At 74.3% G+C, this 12,911-nt stretch carries 13 protein-coding genes; 6 read left to right on the top strand and 7 right to left on the bottom strand.

Going from position 1 to position 12,911, the window contains the following annotated elements:
* Nucleotides 1-276 (bottom strand): formyltransferase family protein, encoded by a 276-nt coding sequence (locus AC1C2W_RS17955; protein ID WP_495413887.1) that lies wholly within the window; start codon nucleotides 274-276, stop codon nucleotides 1-3.
* Between the two features lie 79 nt (nucleotides 277-355).
* Between AC1C2W_RS17955 and AC1C2W_RS17950 the strand changes: the two genes are divergently transcribed.
* On the top strand, nucleotides 356-1,540 hold the full coding sequence (locus tag AC1C2W_RS17950; protein WP_495413886.1) for an SLC13 family permease: 1,185 nt from the start codon (nucleotides 356-358) through the stop codon (nucleotides 1,538-1,540).
* A 7-nt stretch (nucleotides 1,541-1,547) separates the two neighbouring features.
* Here the strand turns inward: AC1C2W_RS17950 and AC1C2W_RS17945 are convergent, their stop codons facing one another.
* Complete coding sequence (locus tag AC1C2W_RS17945) at nucleotides 1,548-1,928, bottom strand: VOC family protein (protein ID WP_495391071.1); 381 nt, start codon at nucleotides 1,926-1,928, stop codon at nucleotides 1,548-1,550.
* An 85-nt stretch (nucleotides 1,929-2,013) separates the two neighbouring features.
* Between AC1C2W_RS17945 and AC1C2W_RS17940 the strand changes: the two genes are divergently transcribed.
* From AC1C2W_RS17940 to AC1C2W_RS17930, 3 genes are all read left to right on the top strand, one after another.
* The gene (locus AC1C2W_RS17940) at nucleotides 2,014-2,595 is read left to right on the top strand and encodes a 1-acyl-sn-glycerol-3-phosphate acyltransferase (RefSeq protein ID WP_495413885.1); all 582 of its coding nucleotides are present in this window, start codon (nucleotides 2,014-2,016) and stop codon (nucleotides 2,593-2,595) included.
* A gap of 90 nt (nucleotides 2,596-2,685) precedes the next feature.
* On the top strand, nucleotides 2,686-2,865 hold the full coding sequence (locus tag AC1C2W_RS17935; protein ID WP_495413884.1) for a hypothetical protein: 180 nt from the start codon (nucleotides 2,686-2,688) through the stop codon (nucleotides 2,863-2,865).
* Between the two features lie 10 nt (nucleotides 2,866-2,875).
* A complete protein-coding gene (locus AC1C2W_RS17930; protein ID WP_495413883.1) occupies nucleotides 2,876-3,430 on the top strand; it encodes a GNAT family N-acetyltransferase in 555 nt (184 codons plus the stop codon).
* Here AC1C2W_RS17930 and AC1C2W_RS17925 read toward each other — a convergent pair.
* Entirely contained in the window at nucleotides 3,314-5,392 is a 2,079-nt protein-coding gene (locus AC1C2W_RS17925) for a gluzincin family metallopeptidase (RefSeq protein ID WP_495413882.1), read from the bottom strand. The two genes, AC1C2W_RS17930 and AC1C2W_RS17925, sit on opposite strands and share 117 nt — an antisense overlap.
* A gap of 314 nt (nucleotides 5,393-5,706) precedes the next feature.
* Between AC1C2W_RS17925 and AC1C2W_RS17920 the strand changes: the two genes are divergently transcribed.
* A complete protein-coding gene (locus AC1C2W_RS17920; RefSeq protein WP_495413881.1) occupies nucleotides 5,707-6,015 on the top strand; it encodes a hypothetical protein in 309 nt (102 codons plus the stop codon).
* 12 nt (nucleotides 6,016-6,027) lie between these two features.
* Here the strand turns inward: AC1C2W_RS17920 and AC1C2W_RS17915 are convergent, their stop codons facing one another.
* Together AC1C2W_RS17915 and AC1C2W_RS17910 are read right to left on the bottom strand one after the other, a co-directional pair.
* On the bottom strand, nucleotides 6,028-7,239 hold the full coding sequence (locus AC1C2W_RS17915) for a dipeptidase (RefSeq protein ID WP_495413880.1): 1,212 nt from the start codon (nucleotides 7,237-7,239) through the stop codon (nucleotides 6,028-6,030).
* Between the two features lie 96 nt (nucleotides 7,240-7,335).
* Complete coding sequence (locus AC1C2W_RS17910) at nucleotides 7,336-7,698, bottom strand: RNA-binding S4 domain-containing protein (RefSeq protein WP_495391077.1); 363 nt, start codon at nucleotides 7,696-7,698, stop codon at nucleotides 7,336-7,338.
* Between the two features lie 262 nt (nucleotides 7,699-7,960).
* Here AC1C2W_RS17910 and aspA point away from each other — a divergent pair, with 262 nt between their 5' ends.
* Nucleotides 7,961-9,532, top strand: coding sequence for an aspartate ammonia-lyase (gene aspA / locus AC1C2W_RS17905; RefSeq protein ID WP_495391078.1), 1,572 nt, complete (start codon nucleotides 7,961-7,963; stop codon nucleotides 9,530-9,532).
* Nucleotides 9,533-9,890: 358 nt separating this feature from the next.
* Here the strand turns inward: aspA and AC1C2W_RS17900 are convergent, their stop codons facing one another.
* Entirely contained in the window at nucleotides 9,891-10,385 is a 495-nt protein-coding gene (locus tag AC1C2W_RS17900) for a nitroreductase family deazaflavin-dependent oxidoreductase (protein ID WP_495391079.1), read from the bottom strand.
* A gap of 86 nt (nucleotides 10,386-10,471) precedes the next feature.
* Nucleotides 10,472-12,910: a beta-xylosidase/alpha-l-arabinosidase gene (locus tag AC1C2W_RS17895; protein ID WP_495413879.1), complete on the bottom strand. Its 2,439-nt coding sequence runs from the start codon at nucleotides 12,908-12,910 to the stop codon at nucleotides 10,472-10,474.
* Nucleotide 12,911: the final 1 nt, after the last annotated feature.

Here is a 12,911-nt window from a genome sequence, read left to right as displayed (position 1 = left end):
TCAGCCCGTCCAGGTCCGGAGGGCGTCGACCAGGAGCTCCTTCTCGGCCGCCTGCACGCGCGCCCGCAGCGCGGGCACGTCGTCGTCCGGGAGCACGGGGACCTCGACCTGCGCGACGACGGGTCCCTCGTCGTAGCCGGCCGTGACCAGGTGCACCGTGGCGCCGGACGTCGGGCGACCGGCGGCGAGCACGGCCGCGTGCACCCGGTCGCCGAACATGCCGGCGCCGCCGAACTCCGGCAGGAGCGCCCGGGTGGGTGCAGGCGCGATGCTCACGACGCGAGCATCGCAGCACCCGGCCAGCACAGCGGCGCCGCACTAGGATCGACGCCGTGACGCACGACCCGAGCCGGCGGTGACCGGACGCCGCGGACGGCTCCGCTCGCTGGCCCAGCCGTGGGTCCTCGCCGCCGTCGTGCTCGTCCTCCTGCCGGCGACCGGCGCACTGCCCGCCGACGACGCCGCCGCGCTCGCCACCCTCACCGGCCCGGTCCTCGCGTTCGTCGTCGTGCTCATCGTGATCGCGGAGCTCTGCGCCGGGGCCGGGCTGTTCGACGCGGTCGCCGACGGCGCCGCGCGCCTCGCCGGGGGCCGCCCCGCGGTGCTGTGGCTGCTGGTCGTGGCCGCCGCCGCGGCCTGCACGATCGTGCTCTCCCTGGACACGACGGCCGTCCTGCTCACGCCCGCCGTCGTGGCGGTCGCCCGGCGCGCCGGCCGCGACCCGCTCCCCCTCGCGCTCACCGTGCTGGCACTGGCCAACACGGCGTCGCTGCTGCTGCCGGTCTCCAACCTCACCAACCTCATGGCGGCCCGGTCCTTCGACGCCGGGTACGTGGGCGTGATGGTGTGGCCGGCCGTCGCGGTGCTCGTCGTGGCGATGGCCGCCCTCGCCGTCCTGCACGCCCCCGCGCTGCGCGGCCGCTACGCCGTCCCGGAGCGGACGGCGCCGCGCGACCCGGTGCTGCTGCGCGTGGCCGCCGCGGTGGTGGTCCTCATGGGCGTCGCGTTCGCGGCCGAGCTGCCCGTGCTGCCGACGGCGCTGGTCGCCGCAGCCGCGCTCGGCGGCGCGACGGCCTGGCGGCGCGTCCCGCTCGTGGTCCCGGCGCGCGCGATGGTGCCGTGGCGCACGGTCGTCGTCACGGCCGGCCTGTTCGTCGCGGTCGGCACCTGGCACGCGCACGGCCTCACCGATCTGCTCTCCCACCTCGTGGGCGACGGCCGCGACGCGGCGAGCCTCGCCCAGGTCGCGGCGGTCGGGGCCACGGCGGCGAACGGGGTAAACAACCTCCCCGCCTATCTGGCGCTCGCCCCCACCGTCACCGGCGACGACGCCCGGCTCGCGGCGCTGCTCATCGGCGTGAACGCGGGTCCGCTGGTGACGCCGTGGGCCTCGCTCGCCACGCTGCTCTGGCTGCAGCAGTACCGCCGGCACGTCTGGACGTCGCCGTCCGGGCTGGTGCGGCGAGTGGTGCTGCAGGGCGCGGTCATGGCCCCGCTGGCCGTCGGTGCCGGCGTCGTAGCCCTCGCGCTCGGGGGCTGACGCGTGGTCAGGACGTGGCCCAGACCCCCAGCTCGTTGCCGCTCGGGTCGAGGAAGTGGAAGCGCCGGCCGCCGGGGAACTCGTACGGGCCGTCGACCACCCGGCCGCCGGCGCCGGTGACGCCGGCGAGCGTCGCGTCGAGGTCGTCGGAGAACAGCAGCACGAACGGGCCGCCCCGGCTGATGTCGGCGGCCTCGGCGAGGCGCAGCCCGCCCGCCTCGGCGGGCGCCTGCTCCGCGGCCGTGCGGATGCCCGCGTACTGAGGGCCGTACGGGACGAACTCCCAGCCGAACACTGAGCCGTAGAACTCCTGGGCCGCTGCGAGGTCGGTCACCGGCAGCTCGAGGTAGTCGATGGTGTGGTGGACGCCGTGCGTGTGTTCGCTCATCGGCCCAGCGTGCCGCGGGCCTCCGACAGCACGGCCGGGCGACAGCGCGGCCGGGCGGGAGGACGGCGGCCGGTAGAGTCGCGTGATGCTCAGGAACCTGCGGAGGGCCCTCGCCCGCGTCTACTGGCGGGTCAGCCGCTGGACCCTCCGCAGCGAGCCCGTGCCGGCGCAGGCCGGCGTGCTGCTGGGGGCGCCGCACACGTCCAACTGGGACTTCGCGCTCATGCTGGCCATCGCGTGGCGGCTCGGGCTGAACGTGCGCTGGCTCGGCAAGCACACGCTGTTCGCCGGCTGGCGGGGGCCGCTGATGCGCCGGCTCGGCGGCATCCCGGTGGACCGTCGCGACCCCAGCAGCGTGGTCGAGGACGTGCTCTCCCGGGTCCGGGCCGGCGAGGTCTTCCACCTGGTAGTCACGCCGGAGGGCACCCGTTCGGGCGACGGGTGGAAGTCCGGCTTCTACCGCATCGCCCGAGCCGCCGACCTGCCCGTCACCCTGGGGTACGTGGACCGCACCACCATGACGACGGGCCTCGGCCCGACCCTCCGCCTCACCGGCGACGTACGCGCCGACATGGACGTCATCCGCGCGTTCTACGCCGACAAGGCGGGCCTGCGCCCCGGCCTGCGCACCGAGCCGCGGCTCAAGGACGAGGACCGGCCGGCCTGACCGGCACACCGCCGGCGGCACGGGCGACCCGGCGTCAGCCGCGCGCCGCGTGGTCGAACGCCCCGGCCGCCAGGTCGTCGAGCAGACGGCGTGCACCACGGACCCGCGGGCGCCTTCGCCAGCGCGAGCGCCACGGCCCGCGTGGCGTCGCCGATGTGCACGGCCGGCCGCCGGGACGACCCGTCCACCACGTACCCGGAGACGCCGCGCTCGCGCGCTGCGCTGCGCGGGCAGATCGCACCGTCCGACTCCGGGCCCTCCCCGGACTAGGCTCGCGCCCGTGCCCCCCACCGACACGCTGCGCACGACGCTGCCCGACGACGTGAACCTGCGGCTGCTGGACCACGACGACGGCCCCGCGCTGGCGGCGGCGTACACGCGCAACCGCGACCACCTCGAACCGTGGGAGCCGGCCCGTCCGGCGTCGTTCTACGACGCCGAGTACCACGCCCAGCGCATCCCGGTGGAGCTGCTGGCGCACGGTTCCGGACGGTCGACTCCCCTCGTGCTGGAGCGCGACGGCGAGATCGTCGGCCGCGTGAACCTCAGCGACATCGTGCTCGGCGCGTTCCACAGCGCCCACCTGGGCTACTGGGTCGACGCGCGGCTGGGCGGGCGCGGCATCATGACCGCGGCCGTGGAGGCCGCGTGCGCCTATGCCCGCGACGACCTCGGGCTGCACCGCGTCCAGGCCGCGACCCTGTTGCACAACGAGGCGTCACAGCGAGTGCTCGCCCGCACCGGGTTCGACCGGATCGGCACCGCGCCGCGCTACCTCAACATCGCCGGACGCTGGCAGGACCACGCGCTCTTCCAGCGCATCCTGCACGACTGACCCCTCGGCGGGGACGTCCGCCCGCTCCTCCGCCGCCCGCCGCCGACGCCGTCGGTGCACCACGCCCGCGGCGATCCCGCCGGCGCCGCCGAGCACCAGCAGCACGATCCCCGCGCCGACCCACGGCGCCGCCCCCGCGCGGCTTGCCGCGGCGTCCGCCTCCTCGGCGGCCGTGTCCAGGTCGCCGGCCGCCAGCTCGTCCTGCGCGCGGTCGGCGGCCTGGTCGGCTCGGAGGACGAGGCTGCCCAGCTCCGACACCGGGTCGCGGTCGGCCGCGGCGGCGCGCGCAGCCCGGCCGACGTCGGTCGTGACCTCTGCGGCTCGGGGCAGCAGCGTCGCGAGGGCCGCGTAGTCCTCCTCCGCGTCGGCCCCCTCGTACGCCGCACGCACCGCGGCCGGCACGGGGACGCCTGCGGCGTCGGCGGCCTCCTGGGCGGCGGCTGCCTCGGCCGGGACGCCGTCGAGCGCGGAGAGCACGCGGGCGGCGTCCTCGAACTCCCAGTCGGTCATCGCGGCACGCAGCCCGAGCGGCGACGACCATTCCCCGTCGGCCTCGTCCGTCTCCGCGTAGGCGGCACGCGCCGGCGCCCGGTCCGCGAGCGCCTCCTGGTCAGCGGTCTCCCCTGAGCCTGTCGAAGGGTCGAGCACCCACGTACGCAGCACCTTCGGCGCCCCGGACACCTGCCCGCGCGTCTCGACGAGGTCGAGGAAGCGGCGCCAGTCGGTGCGCCCGTGGTTCTCCTCGGTCGAGCCCGGCCGCTCGTAGGCGCTCTCGCCCGCCTGCGCCGCCGAGACGACCGCGGTGAACGCGTCGTCCTCGAGCGGGCCGAGCAGCTTCTGCACCGTCGTGTACGAGGCGGCGTACCCGTAGTTCTCGACGTCCTCGTCCAGCTCGCCGATGTTGCCCTCCCAGTCCGACAGTGGCACGGCCTCGTCCGCGTGCCGGTCGGGCGTCTTCCACGGGTCGCTGGTGCCGCCCGTGCGCGCGACCACCCGGTGGGCGACCACCTCGGTGAGCCCCTCGGACAGCCACCGCTCGCGCAGCCGGTCCGGATTCAGCCAGGCGTGGCCGAGCTCGTGGTACAGCGTGACCTCGTCGAGGTCCTCCGGGATGACGATCTCGTCCTTGCCCGGGTCGAACCAGGCATAGCCGAGCACCTTCGGCGAGACGTCCTCGCGGATCGTCTCGAGGCCGCCCGGCCACGGCCGCCCGACGAGCTCCTCGAGCACCGGCAGCCCCTTCTCCAGCCGCTTGCCGACGAAGCCGGTCCACTTCTCGTCGCCCGGGAAGCTCTGCAGCGTGAGCGAGGTGTCCCCGACCTCGACCTTCCGCTCGTCGGACTTCTTCGGGTCGCGGGCCGAGACCACGGCCCAGATGCCGTCCTGGTCGGTGTTCTCCGTGGCCGTGTAGGTGACGGTCTTGCCCGTGCGCTTCTCGGTGAAGACGTCGGACGTGGCGTCGAACGTCATCGAGGCGGGCAGCACCACCTCGACCCGGGTGCGCCCGGCGTCGCCCACGCTGGAGGCGGCGAAGGTCGCGAACCCGTCCCCCACCCGCGTGTAGTCCTTCGACCGGACGGGCTCGCCCGGGATGACGAAGCTCCATTCGACGGAGCGGGAGCTGCCGTAACGCAGCGGCGCGAAGGTGGCCGTCGCATACCGGGTGCTCGGGTCCTCCGTCTTCTCCAGCCGCACCGGCAGCGACGCACCGCCGCTGACGGCGCGCAGGTCCTCGGCGCCCGCAGGGACCGGGATCGTGTAGCTCGTGAAGTAGTAGTACGTGTTTCCCTGGTCCGGCGTGACGTTGCGGATGGTGGTGGTCACCGTCGCTTCGACCTCGGAGTCCTTGGCCCGGAGCACGTAGCGGCTGTCCGACTCCTCCGTGAGCCCCTCGTCCGCGACGGCGGCCGGGCCGGCGAGCGCGAGCGCGCCGACGAGGCCGGCGCCGAGGCCCAGGAGCACGCGTCGACGCCGGAGCGTCTGTCGGCGGGTACGCGGCCGTCGGGCCGGGCATGCGTGGGGGGTGGCCACAAGCGTCATCGCGTCCTGTCGCTGGCGGGCTCCGGGAGCTGCCGCCCGGTGCCGAGATGGAGGAACCGACGTGATCGGTCGCCGCATCCTGCCGCGCGGCGCGTGGGCACCGCAAGGCGCGACCCGTACATCACCCGCCGGTCGCGCCCGGCGAGCCCGTCGACGCTGGTGAGATGGACGTTCCGAGTGCGCGAGCCCCCGGCGTGCGGTAGACCGGTGCAGGTCGGGCCACGGAGGGGGACGCCATGAGCGCTGACGAGAGCACGCACCGGAGCACGGGCGCGGGCGTCGACCCCGACGTGGACGCCGGGTCGCTGACGATCGCGCTCCTGACCGCCTGTTCCGAGCCCGACCTCGGCATCCGGTCTCGCGTCGTCCAGGAGCTGCTCGACGAGGCGAGCCACGACGCGCACCTCGCCCGCGAGGTCCTCACCACGATGCTGACGGCCTCGGTGATGTCGCTGCGCGCCTACACCGACGCCACCCAGCGCGACCCGCAGGACGTGTTGCGCACGCTCGGAGTGAGCTGGTCGCAGCGCTCCCTCCACGCCTGACACGCGAGAAAGTCAGGCGTCGAGGACCTCGATGCGCGCGACGCTCGGCTCGCGCTCGGTCTGCAGGCGCGCGGCCACGTCCTCGGCCCCGCGCAGTGCGCGCAGCACGTTGCCGCTGGCGAGGCCGGCCAGGTCGTCGTCCGACCAGCCGCGGTCCGCGAGCGCCGCGAAGAGGTTCGGGTAGCCGGAGACGTCGCGCAGCTCGTCCGCGAAGCCGCTGGCGCCGTCGTAGTCGCCGCCGAGCCCGACGTGCCGGACCCCCGCGACCTCGCGCACGTGCTCGACGTGTGCGACGACGTCGTCGAGCGTGGTGGGCGGCTTGGGGTGGCTCTTCTCCCACTCGTCGGCGAACGCGGCGAACTCGGCGTAGTCGTTGGGCGCGATCCCGGCCGCCTTCGCGGCCTCCCCCGCCGCGGCGCGCCACTCCCCGATCGCGGGCGTGACGAAGCTCGGCACGAACGTCACCATGCAGACGCCGCCGTTGTCGGCGAGGCGGGCGAGGACGTCGTCGGGCACGTTGCGCGGCACGTCGCAGACGGCGCGGGCCGAGCTGTGCGAGAAGATCACGGGCGCCTCGGAGACGTCGAGCGCGGCACGCATCGTGCCCGCCGAGACGTGCGACAGGTCGACGAGCATGCCGAGGCGGTTCATCTCGCGCACCACCTCGCGCCCGAAGGCGGACAGGCCGCCGTGCGGGGCGGGGGTGTCCGTGGCCGACTCGGCCCAGGGGTTGTTGTGGTTGTGGGTGAGCGTCATGTACCGCACGCCCACCTCGTACAGCATCCGCAGCGCGCCCATCGACGAGTCGATCGACTGCCCGCCCTCGGCGCCCATGAGCGACGCGATCCTGCCCTCGGCCCAGGCGGCCACCACGTCGTCCGCGCCCAGCGCGAGGCGGAAGTGCTCGGGCCAGCGGGCCACCATGCGGCGCACGGCGTCCACCTGCTCGAGCGTCGCGGTGACCGCGGCGCTGTCCGGCAAGTTGGACGGCACGTAGACCGACCAGAACTGGGCGCCCACTCCCCCGGCGCGCAGGCGCGGCACGTCCGTCTGGGTGGCGCGACGCGCGCCCCATCGCCCCGTACCGCGACCCTCGGTGCCGGCGGCGACGTCGAGCCGCGACCAGTCGTACGCGACCTGGGCGCGCGCCTCCCACGGTAGGTCGTTGTGCCCGTCCCAGACGGGGTGGTCACGCAGGAGGGCGGCGATGCGGTCGGTCGTCATCCCGCGACCCTATCGGCGCACTTCGCCGGTCGAGCTTGTCGAAACCCCGGTCTCGACAAGCTCGACCGGCGGGGAGACACGCTCGACCGACGGGGATCAGTCGCGGCGGGCGCCGCGCAGCCGGTCGATCTCGCGCCGCTCACGCTTGGTGGGGCGGCCGGCGCCGCGGTCGCGGATGCCGACGGCGGCCCGCTCCGTGCGGGTGGGCACCGGCGGGCTCTCGTCGCGATACGCCTTGACCGCCAGCGGCGCGCCCACGCGCTTGGGCAGCAGCTCGACGACGACGACGTTGCGGTCGCGCAGCGGGTCACGCCAGGTGATGCGGTCGCCCACCTTCACCGGCGTCGACGCCTTGGCCACGACGTCGTTCACCCGCACCCGACCGGCCCGGAGCAGCGCAGCCGATGACGACCGGCTCTTGAAGAGCCGCACCGCCCACAGCCACACGTCCGCTCGCACGTCGTCAGCCTCTCACGAGGGCGAGCGGCTCAGGCCGCGAGCGCCGGGTAGTCCGTGTAGCCGCGCGCGTCGTCCCCGGAGAAGGTGGTGCGGTCCGGCGCGTTGAAGGGCCAGCCGACGAGGCAGGTCCGGGTTGGCGAGGAACAGCGCGCCGAACGCGTCCGCGGTGCAGTCGCCCGTCAGATGCTCGGCAGGCTCACGACGGTAGGGAGCGCCCTGTCCCGGCGGGTGGCGGGTCGCCGCGGTTGCTAGCGTCTGCCCCATGGCTGAACCCAGGGCTGACGTGCGCGTCGAGGAAGATCTGCTCGGACCGAAGGAGGTCCCGGCGCTGGCGTACTACGGGATCCACACGGTCCGGGCGATCGAGAACTTCCCCATCTCGGGGACCACCATCAACGACGTGCCGGAGATGATCCGCGGCATGGTCATGGTGAAGAAGGCCGCCGCCCTGGCGAACCGCGAGCTGCGGGCGGTGCAGCGCGACATCGCGGACGCCATCGTGGGCGCCTGCGACGAGATCCTCGTCAAGGGCCGGTGCCTCGACCAGTTCCCGATCGACGTGTTCCAGGGCGGTGCCGGCACCAGCGTCAACATGAACACCAACGAGGTGGTCGCCAACCTCGCGCTGGAGCTCGCGGGCTTCCCCCGGGGCCGCTACGACGTCATCAACCCGAACGACCACGTCAACAAGTCGCAGTCCACCAACGACGCCTACCCCACCGGCTTCCGGCTCGCCGTGCACGCCCTGGTCAGCTCGCTGACCATCGCGGTCCGACGGCTCTCCCGGGCGTTCGACGAGAAGGCCTCGGAGTTCGCGGACGTCGTCAAGATGGGCCGCACGCAGCTCCAGGACGCCGTGCCGATGAGCCTCGGACAGGAGTTCGCGGGCTTCTCCGTGAACGTCGCCGAGGAGGTCAAGCGCCTCAGCGTCGCCGCCGACCTGCTCCTGGAGGTCAACCTCGGCGCCACCGCCATCGGCACCGGCCTCAACACGCCGCCCGGCTACCCCAAGGTCGCGGCCCGGCGCCTCGCCGAGGTGAGCGGGCTGGCCACGGTGCCCGCGGAGAACCTCGTCGAGGCCACCTACGACAACGGCGCCTACCTCGCCGTGCACTCGGCCGTGAAGCGCCTCGCCGCCAAGCTGTCCAAGATCTGCAACGACCTGCGCCTGCTGTCCTCCGGACCGCGCGCGGGGCTCAACGAGATCAACCTGCCCGAGCTGCAGGCGGGGTCGTCGATCATGCCCGCCAAGGTGAACCCGGTGATCCCCGAGGTGGTCAACCAGGTCTGCTTCAAGGTGATGGGCAACGACGTGACCATCACCCACGCGGCGGAGGCGGGCCAGCTCCAGCTCAACGTCATGGAGCCGGTGCTCGCGGAGTCGATGTTCGAGTCGATCCGGCTGCTCACCAACGCGTGCAACGCGCTGCGCACCAAGTGCGTCGTCGGGATCACCGCGAACCCGGAGGTCACGCGCGCCCACGTGCTCGGCTCGATCGGCATCGTCGCCTACCTCAACGAGGTGATCGGCCACCACCACGGCGACAAGGTGGGCAAGGAGGCCGCGGTCACCGGCCGGTCCGTGCGGGACGTCGTCGTAGCGCGCGGCCTGCTCAGCGCCGAGGAGGTGGACGCCATCCTCACCACGGAGAACTTCCTGCACCCGCGCTATACCGGCCGGTTCTACCCGCCCGACGAGCGTGGCATCCCGCCGGTCGACGAGGAGGGCGGGTCGTCCCACGTCGTGGAGTCGGACAACGCCGGCGGGGCGCCGTCCGACCCCGACCCTGACCACGAATCGGCGCACGAGTCTGAGCCGGGTGGGGCTGCCTAGCTGTACTGACCCGGGACCGTGGCCACCGAGCGCCCGTCCGGCGGCGCACGTCGAACAGCTCCGACATGAACCCGGACCGGGCCACCAGCATCGCGTCGTAGCAGATCGTGAAGATGAGCATCAGAGCGACCCAGGTCGGGAGGTAGCCGCCGACGTTCGGCCCGATGCTGGGCGAGCATCGCGGGGTCACACGTCGTCGGCGGTCGACGGGCACCTGATCCAGAGCGGCTTCGGATCAGGCTCGACGACGACCCATCAGCAGGAGGGTGAGGAACAGCATCACCGAGCCCGCCCCTCAGCTCGTCGTGCGTCAGTCGGCCGCGCCCAGAAGAGGCTGAGCCGCGCGCGGCGGTTCTGTTCACGACGCGGGCGTGCGCTCCAGCAGGAACAGCCGCACCACCCGGCCGGAGTCCCGCTCGTAGGCGCGGTAGCCCGGCCACTGCGCCTCGATGCGCGCCCACGCGGCGTCCCGCTCGGCGTCGTCCTCGATGGGTGTGGCCCGCACGTCGAACCGCCGGCCGCGGATGCTGACGGCCGCGTCCGGGTGCGCGAGCAGGTTGTACGTCCAGGCCGGGTGCCGGCCCTGCGCGAAGGCCGTGCCCGCCACGACCAGCCGCCCCGCGCCGACGGGCGTGTACATCAGGTACGTGTCGCGCGGCTCCCCCGACCGTGCGCCCGTCGTGTGCAGTACCAGCGACGGCACCAGCACCGCACTGAGCTGGAACCGGCCGCGCGTGAGCCACGCCAGCGCGCGCTCGACGGGTGGCAGCACGACCGGCCCTGCCGCCCGGAACGCGCGCGTGCGCGTCAGCGGTGCGACGGCGGACCGGACGACGTGCAGCAGGGTGGCCATGCCCCCATCCTGACCGGGGCACGGCCACCCTGCTCGCGACTCGCTCTCCGACCCAGCCCTCCGATCTCGCTATCCGAGGGTGGACGTCACGACCCGAGGGCGGACGTCACGACCCGCGGGTCGGCGGCCGTCACCTCGTAGGTGTCGCCCGAGACGACGAGCGTCGCGCGCGGCGTCGCGGTGCCCGGCACGTCGCGCTTCTCGGACCGGCGCGCGCTGGTGATCGCGCCCCCCGTGGCGTGCTGCACGTCCTCGGCCTCGACGTCGGGCGTGGCGGCGGCGTGCGACCCGACCCACACCTCGACCTCGCCCGGCTCGACGACGCGCACCAGGCGTCGGTCGGAGAACGCGAGCCGCGTGGTCGGCACCGCGAAGGTCACGACGACCGACTCCCCCGGCTCCAGCGACACCCGGCGGTAGGCGAGCAGCTGCGCGACGGGGCGGGTGACGGAGCCGAGCACGTCCCGGCCGTAGAGCTGCACGACGTCCGCGCCGGCGACCGTGCCGGTGTTGGTCACCCGGACGGCGGCGGCGAACGTGCCGCCGGCCGAGACCTCGGCCTCGACCCCCAGGTCGGTGTAGGCGAACGACGTGTACGACAGGCCGAAGCCGAACGGCCGCAGCGGCGTCGAGTCGGTGGAGGTCACGTCGGAGGGCCCGCCCAGCACGGGGTGCAGGTACGAGTACGGCTGCGCCCCCGCCGACCGCGGCAGCGAGACGGGCAGCCGCCCGGACGGGTTCACCGCGCCGGCGACGGCCCGGGCCACCGCCGTGCCGCCCTCCTCGCCCGGGAAGAACGCCTGCAGCACGGCCCCGGGCCGACGGTCGCCGTCCAGCGCCCAGTCGATCGCGTAGGGGCGCCCGCTGAGCACCACCATCACGACCGGCGTCCCGGTGGCCAGCACGGCCTCGACCAGCCCGCGCTGCACGCCGGGCAGCTCGAGGGACTCCGCGTCGTTGCCCTCGCCCACGGTGCCGCGGCCGAACAGCCCGGCGTGGTCGCCCACCACGACGACCGCCACGTCGGCGGACCCGGCGGCCGCGACGGCCTCGGCGAAGCCGGACGTGTCCTCGCCCTCGACGTCGCAGCCGGCGGCGTGCACCAGCTCCGGCTGCGGCAGGCCCGCGGTGCGGAACGCGCCGCCGAGCGCCTCGAACACCGTGGGGATCTCGAAGCCCTTGGGCACCTCGGGGTGGTGCGCCAGCACGTGGTTGGCGAACGAGTAGCAACCCATCAGCGCGTCGCTGCGGTGCGCGTTCGGCCCGACGACGGCGACGCGCGACGGCGCGGCGCTCCACCCGGACAGGGGCAGCAGGTCGTCGTTGGTCAGCAGCACTACCGACTCCTCCGCGAGGCGGCGCGCGACGTCGCGGTGCGCGGGCGAGTCGAGGTCGACCTGCGCCGGCGGCTCGCCGGCGAAGGCGTCGTCGTCGAGCAGCCCGAGCTCCTCCTTCTGGGCGAGAGCGCGCAGCACTGCGCGGTCCACGTAGCGTTCGTCCACCCGGCCCTCGCGGACAAGGGCCGCCAGCGGCTCGAGGTACGCGTCGCCGGACGGCAGCTCGATGTCGAGCCCCGCCTGGAGGGCCTGGGCGGCGGCCTCGCCGCGGTCGGCGGCGACCCGGTGCATCACCTCGAGGAACGCCACGCCGAAGTAGTCCGCCACGACGGTGCCGTCGAAGCCCCACCGCTCCCGCAGGATCCCGGTGAGGTACTCGGCGCTGGCGTGCATCGGTACGCCGTCGACGTCCACGTACGACGCCATGATCGACCGCACGCCGCCGTCCAGCACGGCCATCTCGAACGGCGGCACGAAGACGTCGGCCATCTCGCGCGGGCCGGCCGAGACCGGGGCGTGGTTGCGCCCGGCGCGCGAGGCCGAGTAGCCGGCGAAGTGCTTGAGCGTCGCGTGCACGCCGGCGCCCTGCAGCCCCCGCACGTACGCGGTGCCGACCGTGCCGACGAGGTACGGGTCCTCGCCGATGCACTCGTCCACGCGCCCCCAGCGCGGGTCGCGTACGACGTCGAGCACCGGGGCGAGGCCCTGGTGGATGCCGAGCTCGCGCATCGAGTCGCCGATGACGCGGCCCATCTCCGCCACGAGCTCCGGGTCGAACGTCGCCCCCCACGCCAGCGGCGTCGGGAAGGTCGCGGCCTTCCAGGCGGAGAGCCCGGTGAGGCACTCCTCGTGCACGAGGGCGGGGATCCCGAGCCGCGTCTCACGACGCAGCCGCTGCTGCTCCGCCCACAGCCACGCCGCCCGCTCGGCCGGGTCCACCGGCCGCGTGCCGTACACCCGGGTGTAGTGGCCGATGCCGTGCCGCGTGACCTCCTCGAGCCGACCGCCGTCGCCGACCCCCATCTCGCCCTGCATGGGCGCGACGACGTCGCCGCCCTTGTCGAGCCAGTAGCCGGCCAGCTGCGCGAGCTTCTCGTCGAGGGTCATCCGGGCGTGCAGCGCGCGGACGCGCTCGGACACCACGGGCAGCTTCGGCAGCTCCGGCGCCGTGGGGACAGGGTGGGTCACG

The sequence above is a fragment of the Isoptericola sp. Y581 genome (genome assembly GCF_059445475.1).
The sequence above is the reverse complement of the archived record's forward strand: the minus strand, read 5'-3'. Positions and strand labels throughout refer to the sequence as shown.

What these genes read in the sequence shown, in the direction of transcription:
- AC1C2W_RS17945 (WP_495391071.1), bottom strand. Translation starts at nt 1,928, where the DNA reads ATGAGCGAACACACGCACGGCGTCCACCACACCATCGACTACCTCGAG.
- AC1C2W_RS17940 (WP_495413885.1), top strand. Translation starts at nt 2,014, where the DNA reads ATGCTCAGGAACCTGCGGAGGGCCCTCGCCCGCGTCTACTGGCGGGTC.
- AC1C2W_RS17920 (WP_495413881.1), top strand. Translation starts at nt 5,707, where the DNA reads ATGAGCGCTGACGAGAGCACGCACCGGAGCACGGGCGCGGGCGTCGAC.
- AC1C2W_RS17915 (WP_495413880.1), bottom strand. Translation starts at nt 7,239, where the DNA reads ATGACGACCGACCGCATCGCCGCCCTCCTGCGTGACCACCCCGTCTGG.
- aspA (WP_495391078.1), top strand. Translation starts at nt 7,961, where the DNA reads ATGGCTGAACCCAGGGCTGACGTGCGCGTCGAGGAAGATCTGCTCGGA.
- AC1C2W_RS17900 (WP_495391079.1), bottom strand. Translation starts at nt 10,385, where the DNA reads ATGGCCACCCTGCTGCACGTCGTCCGGTCCGCCGTCGCACCGCTGACG.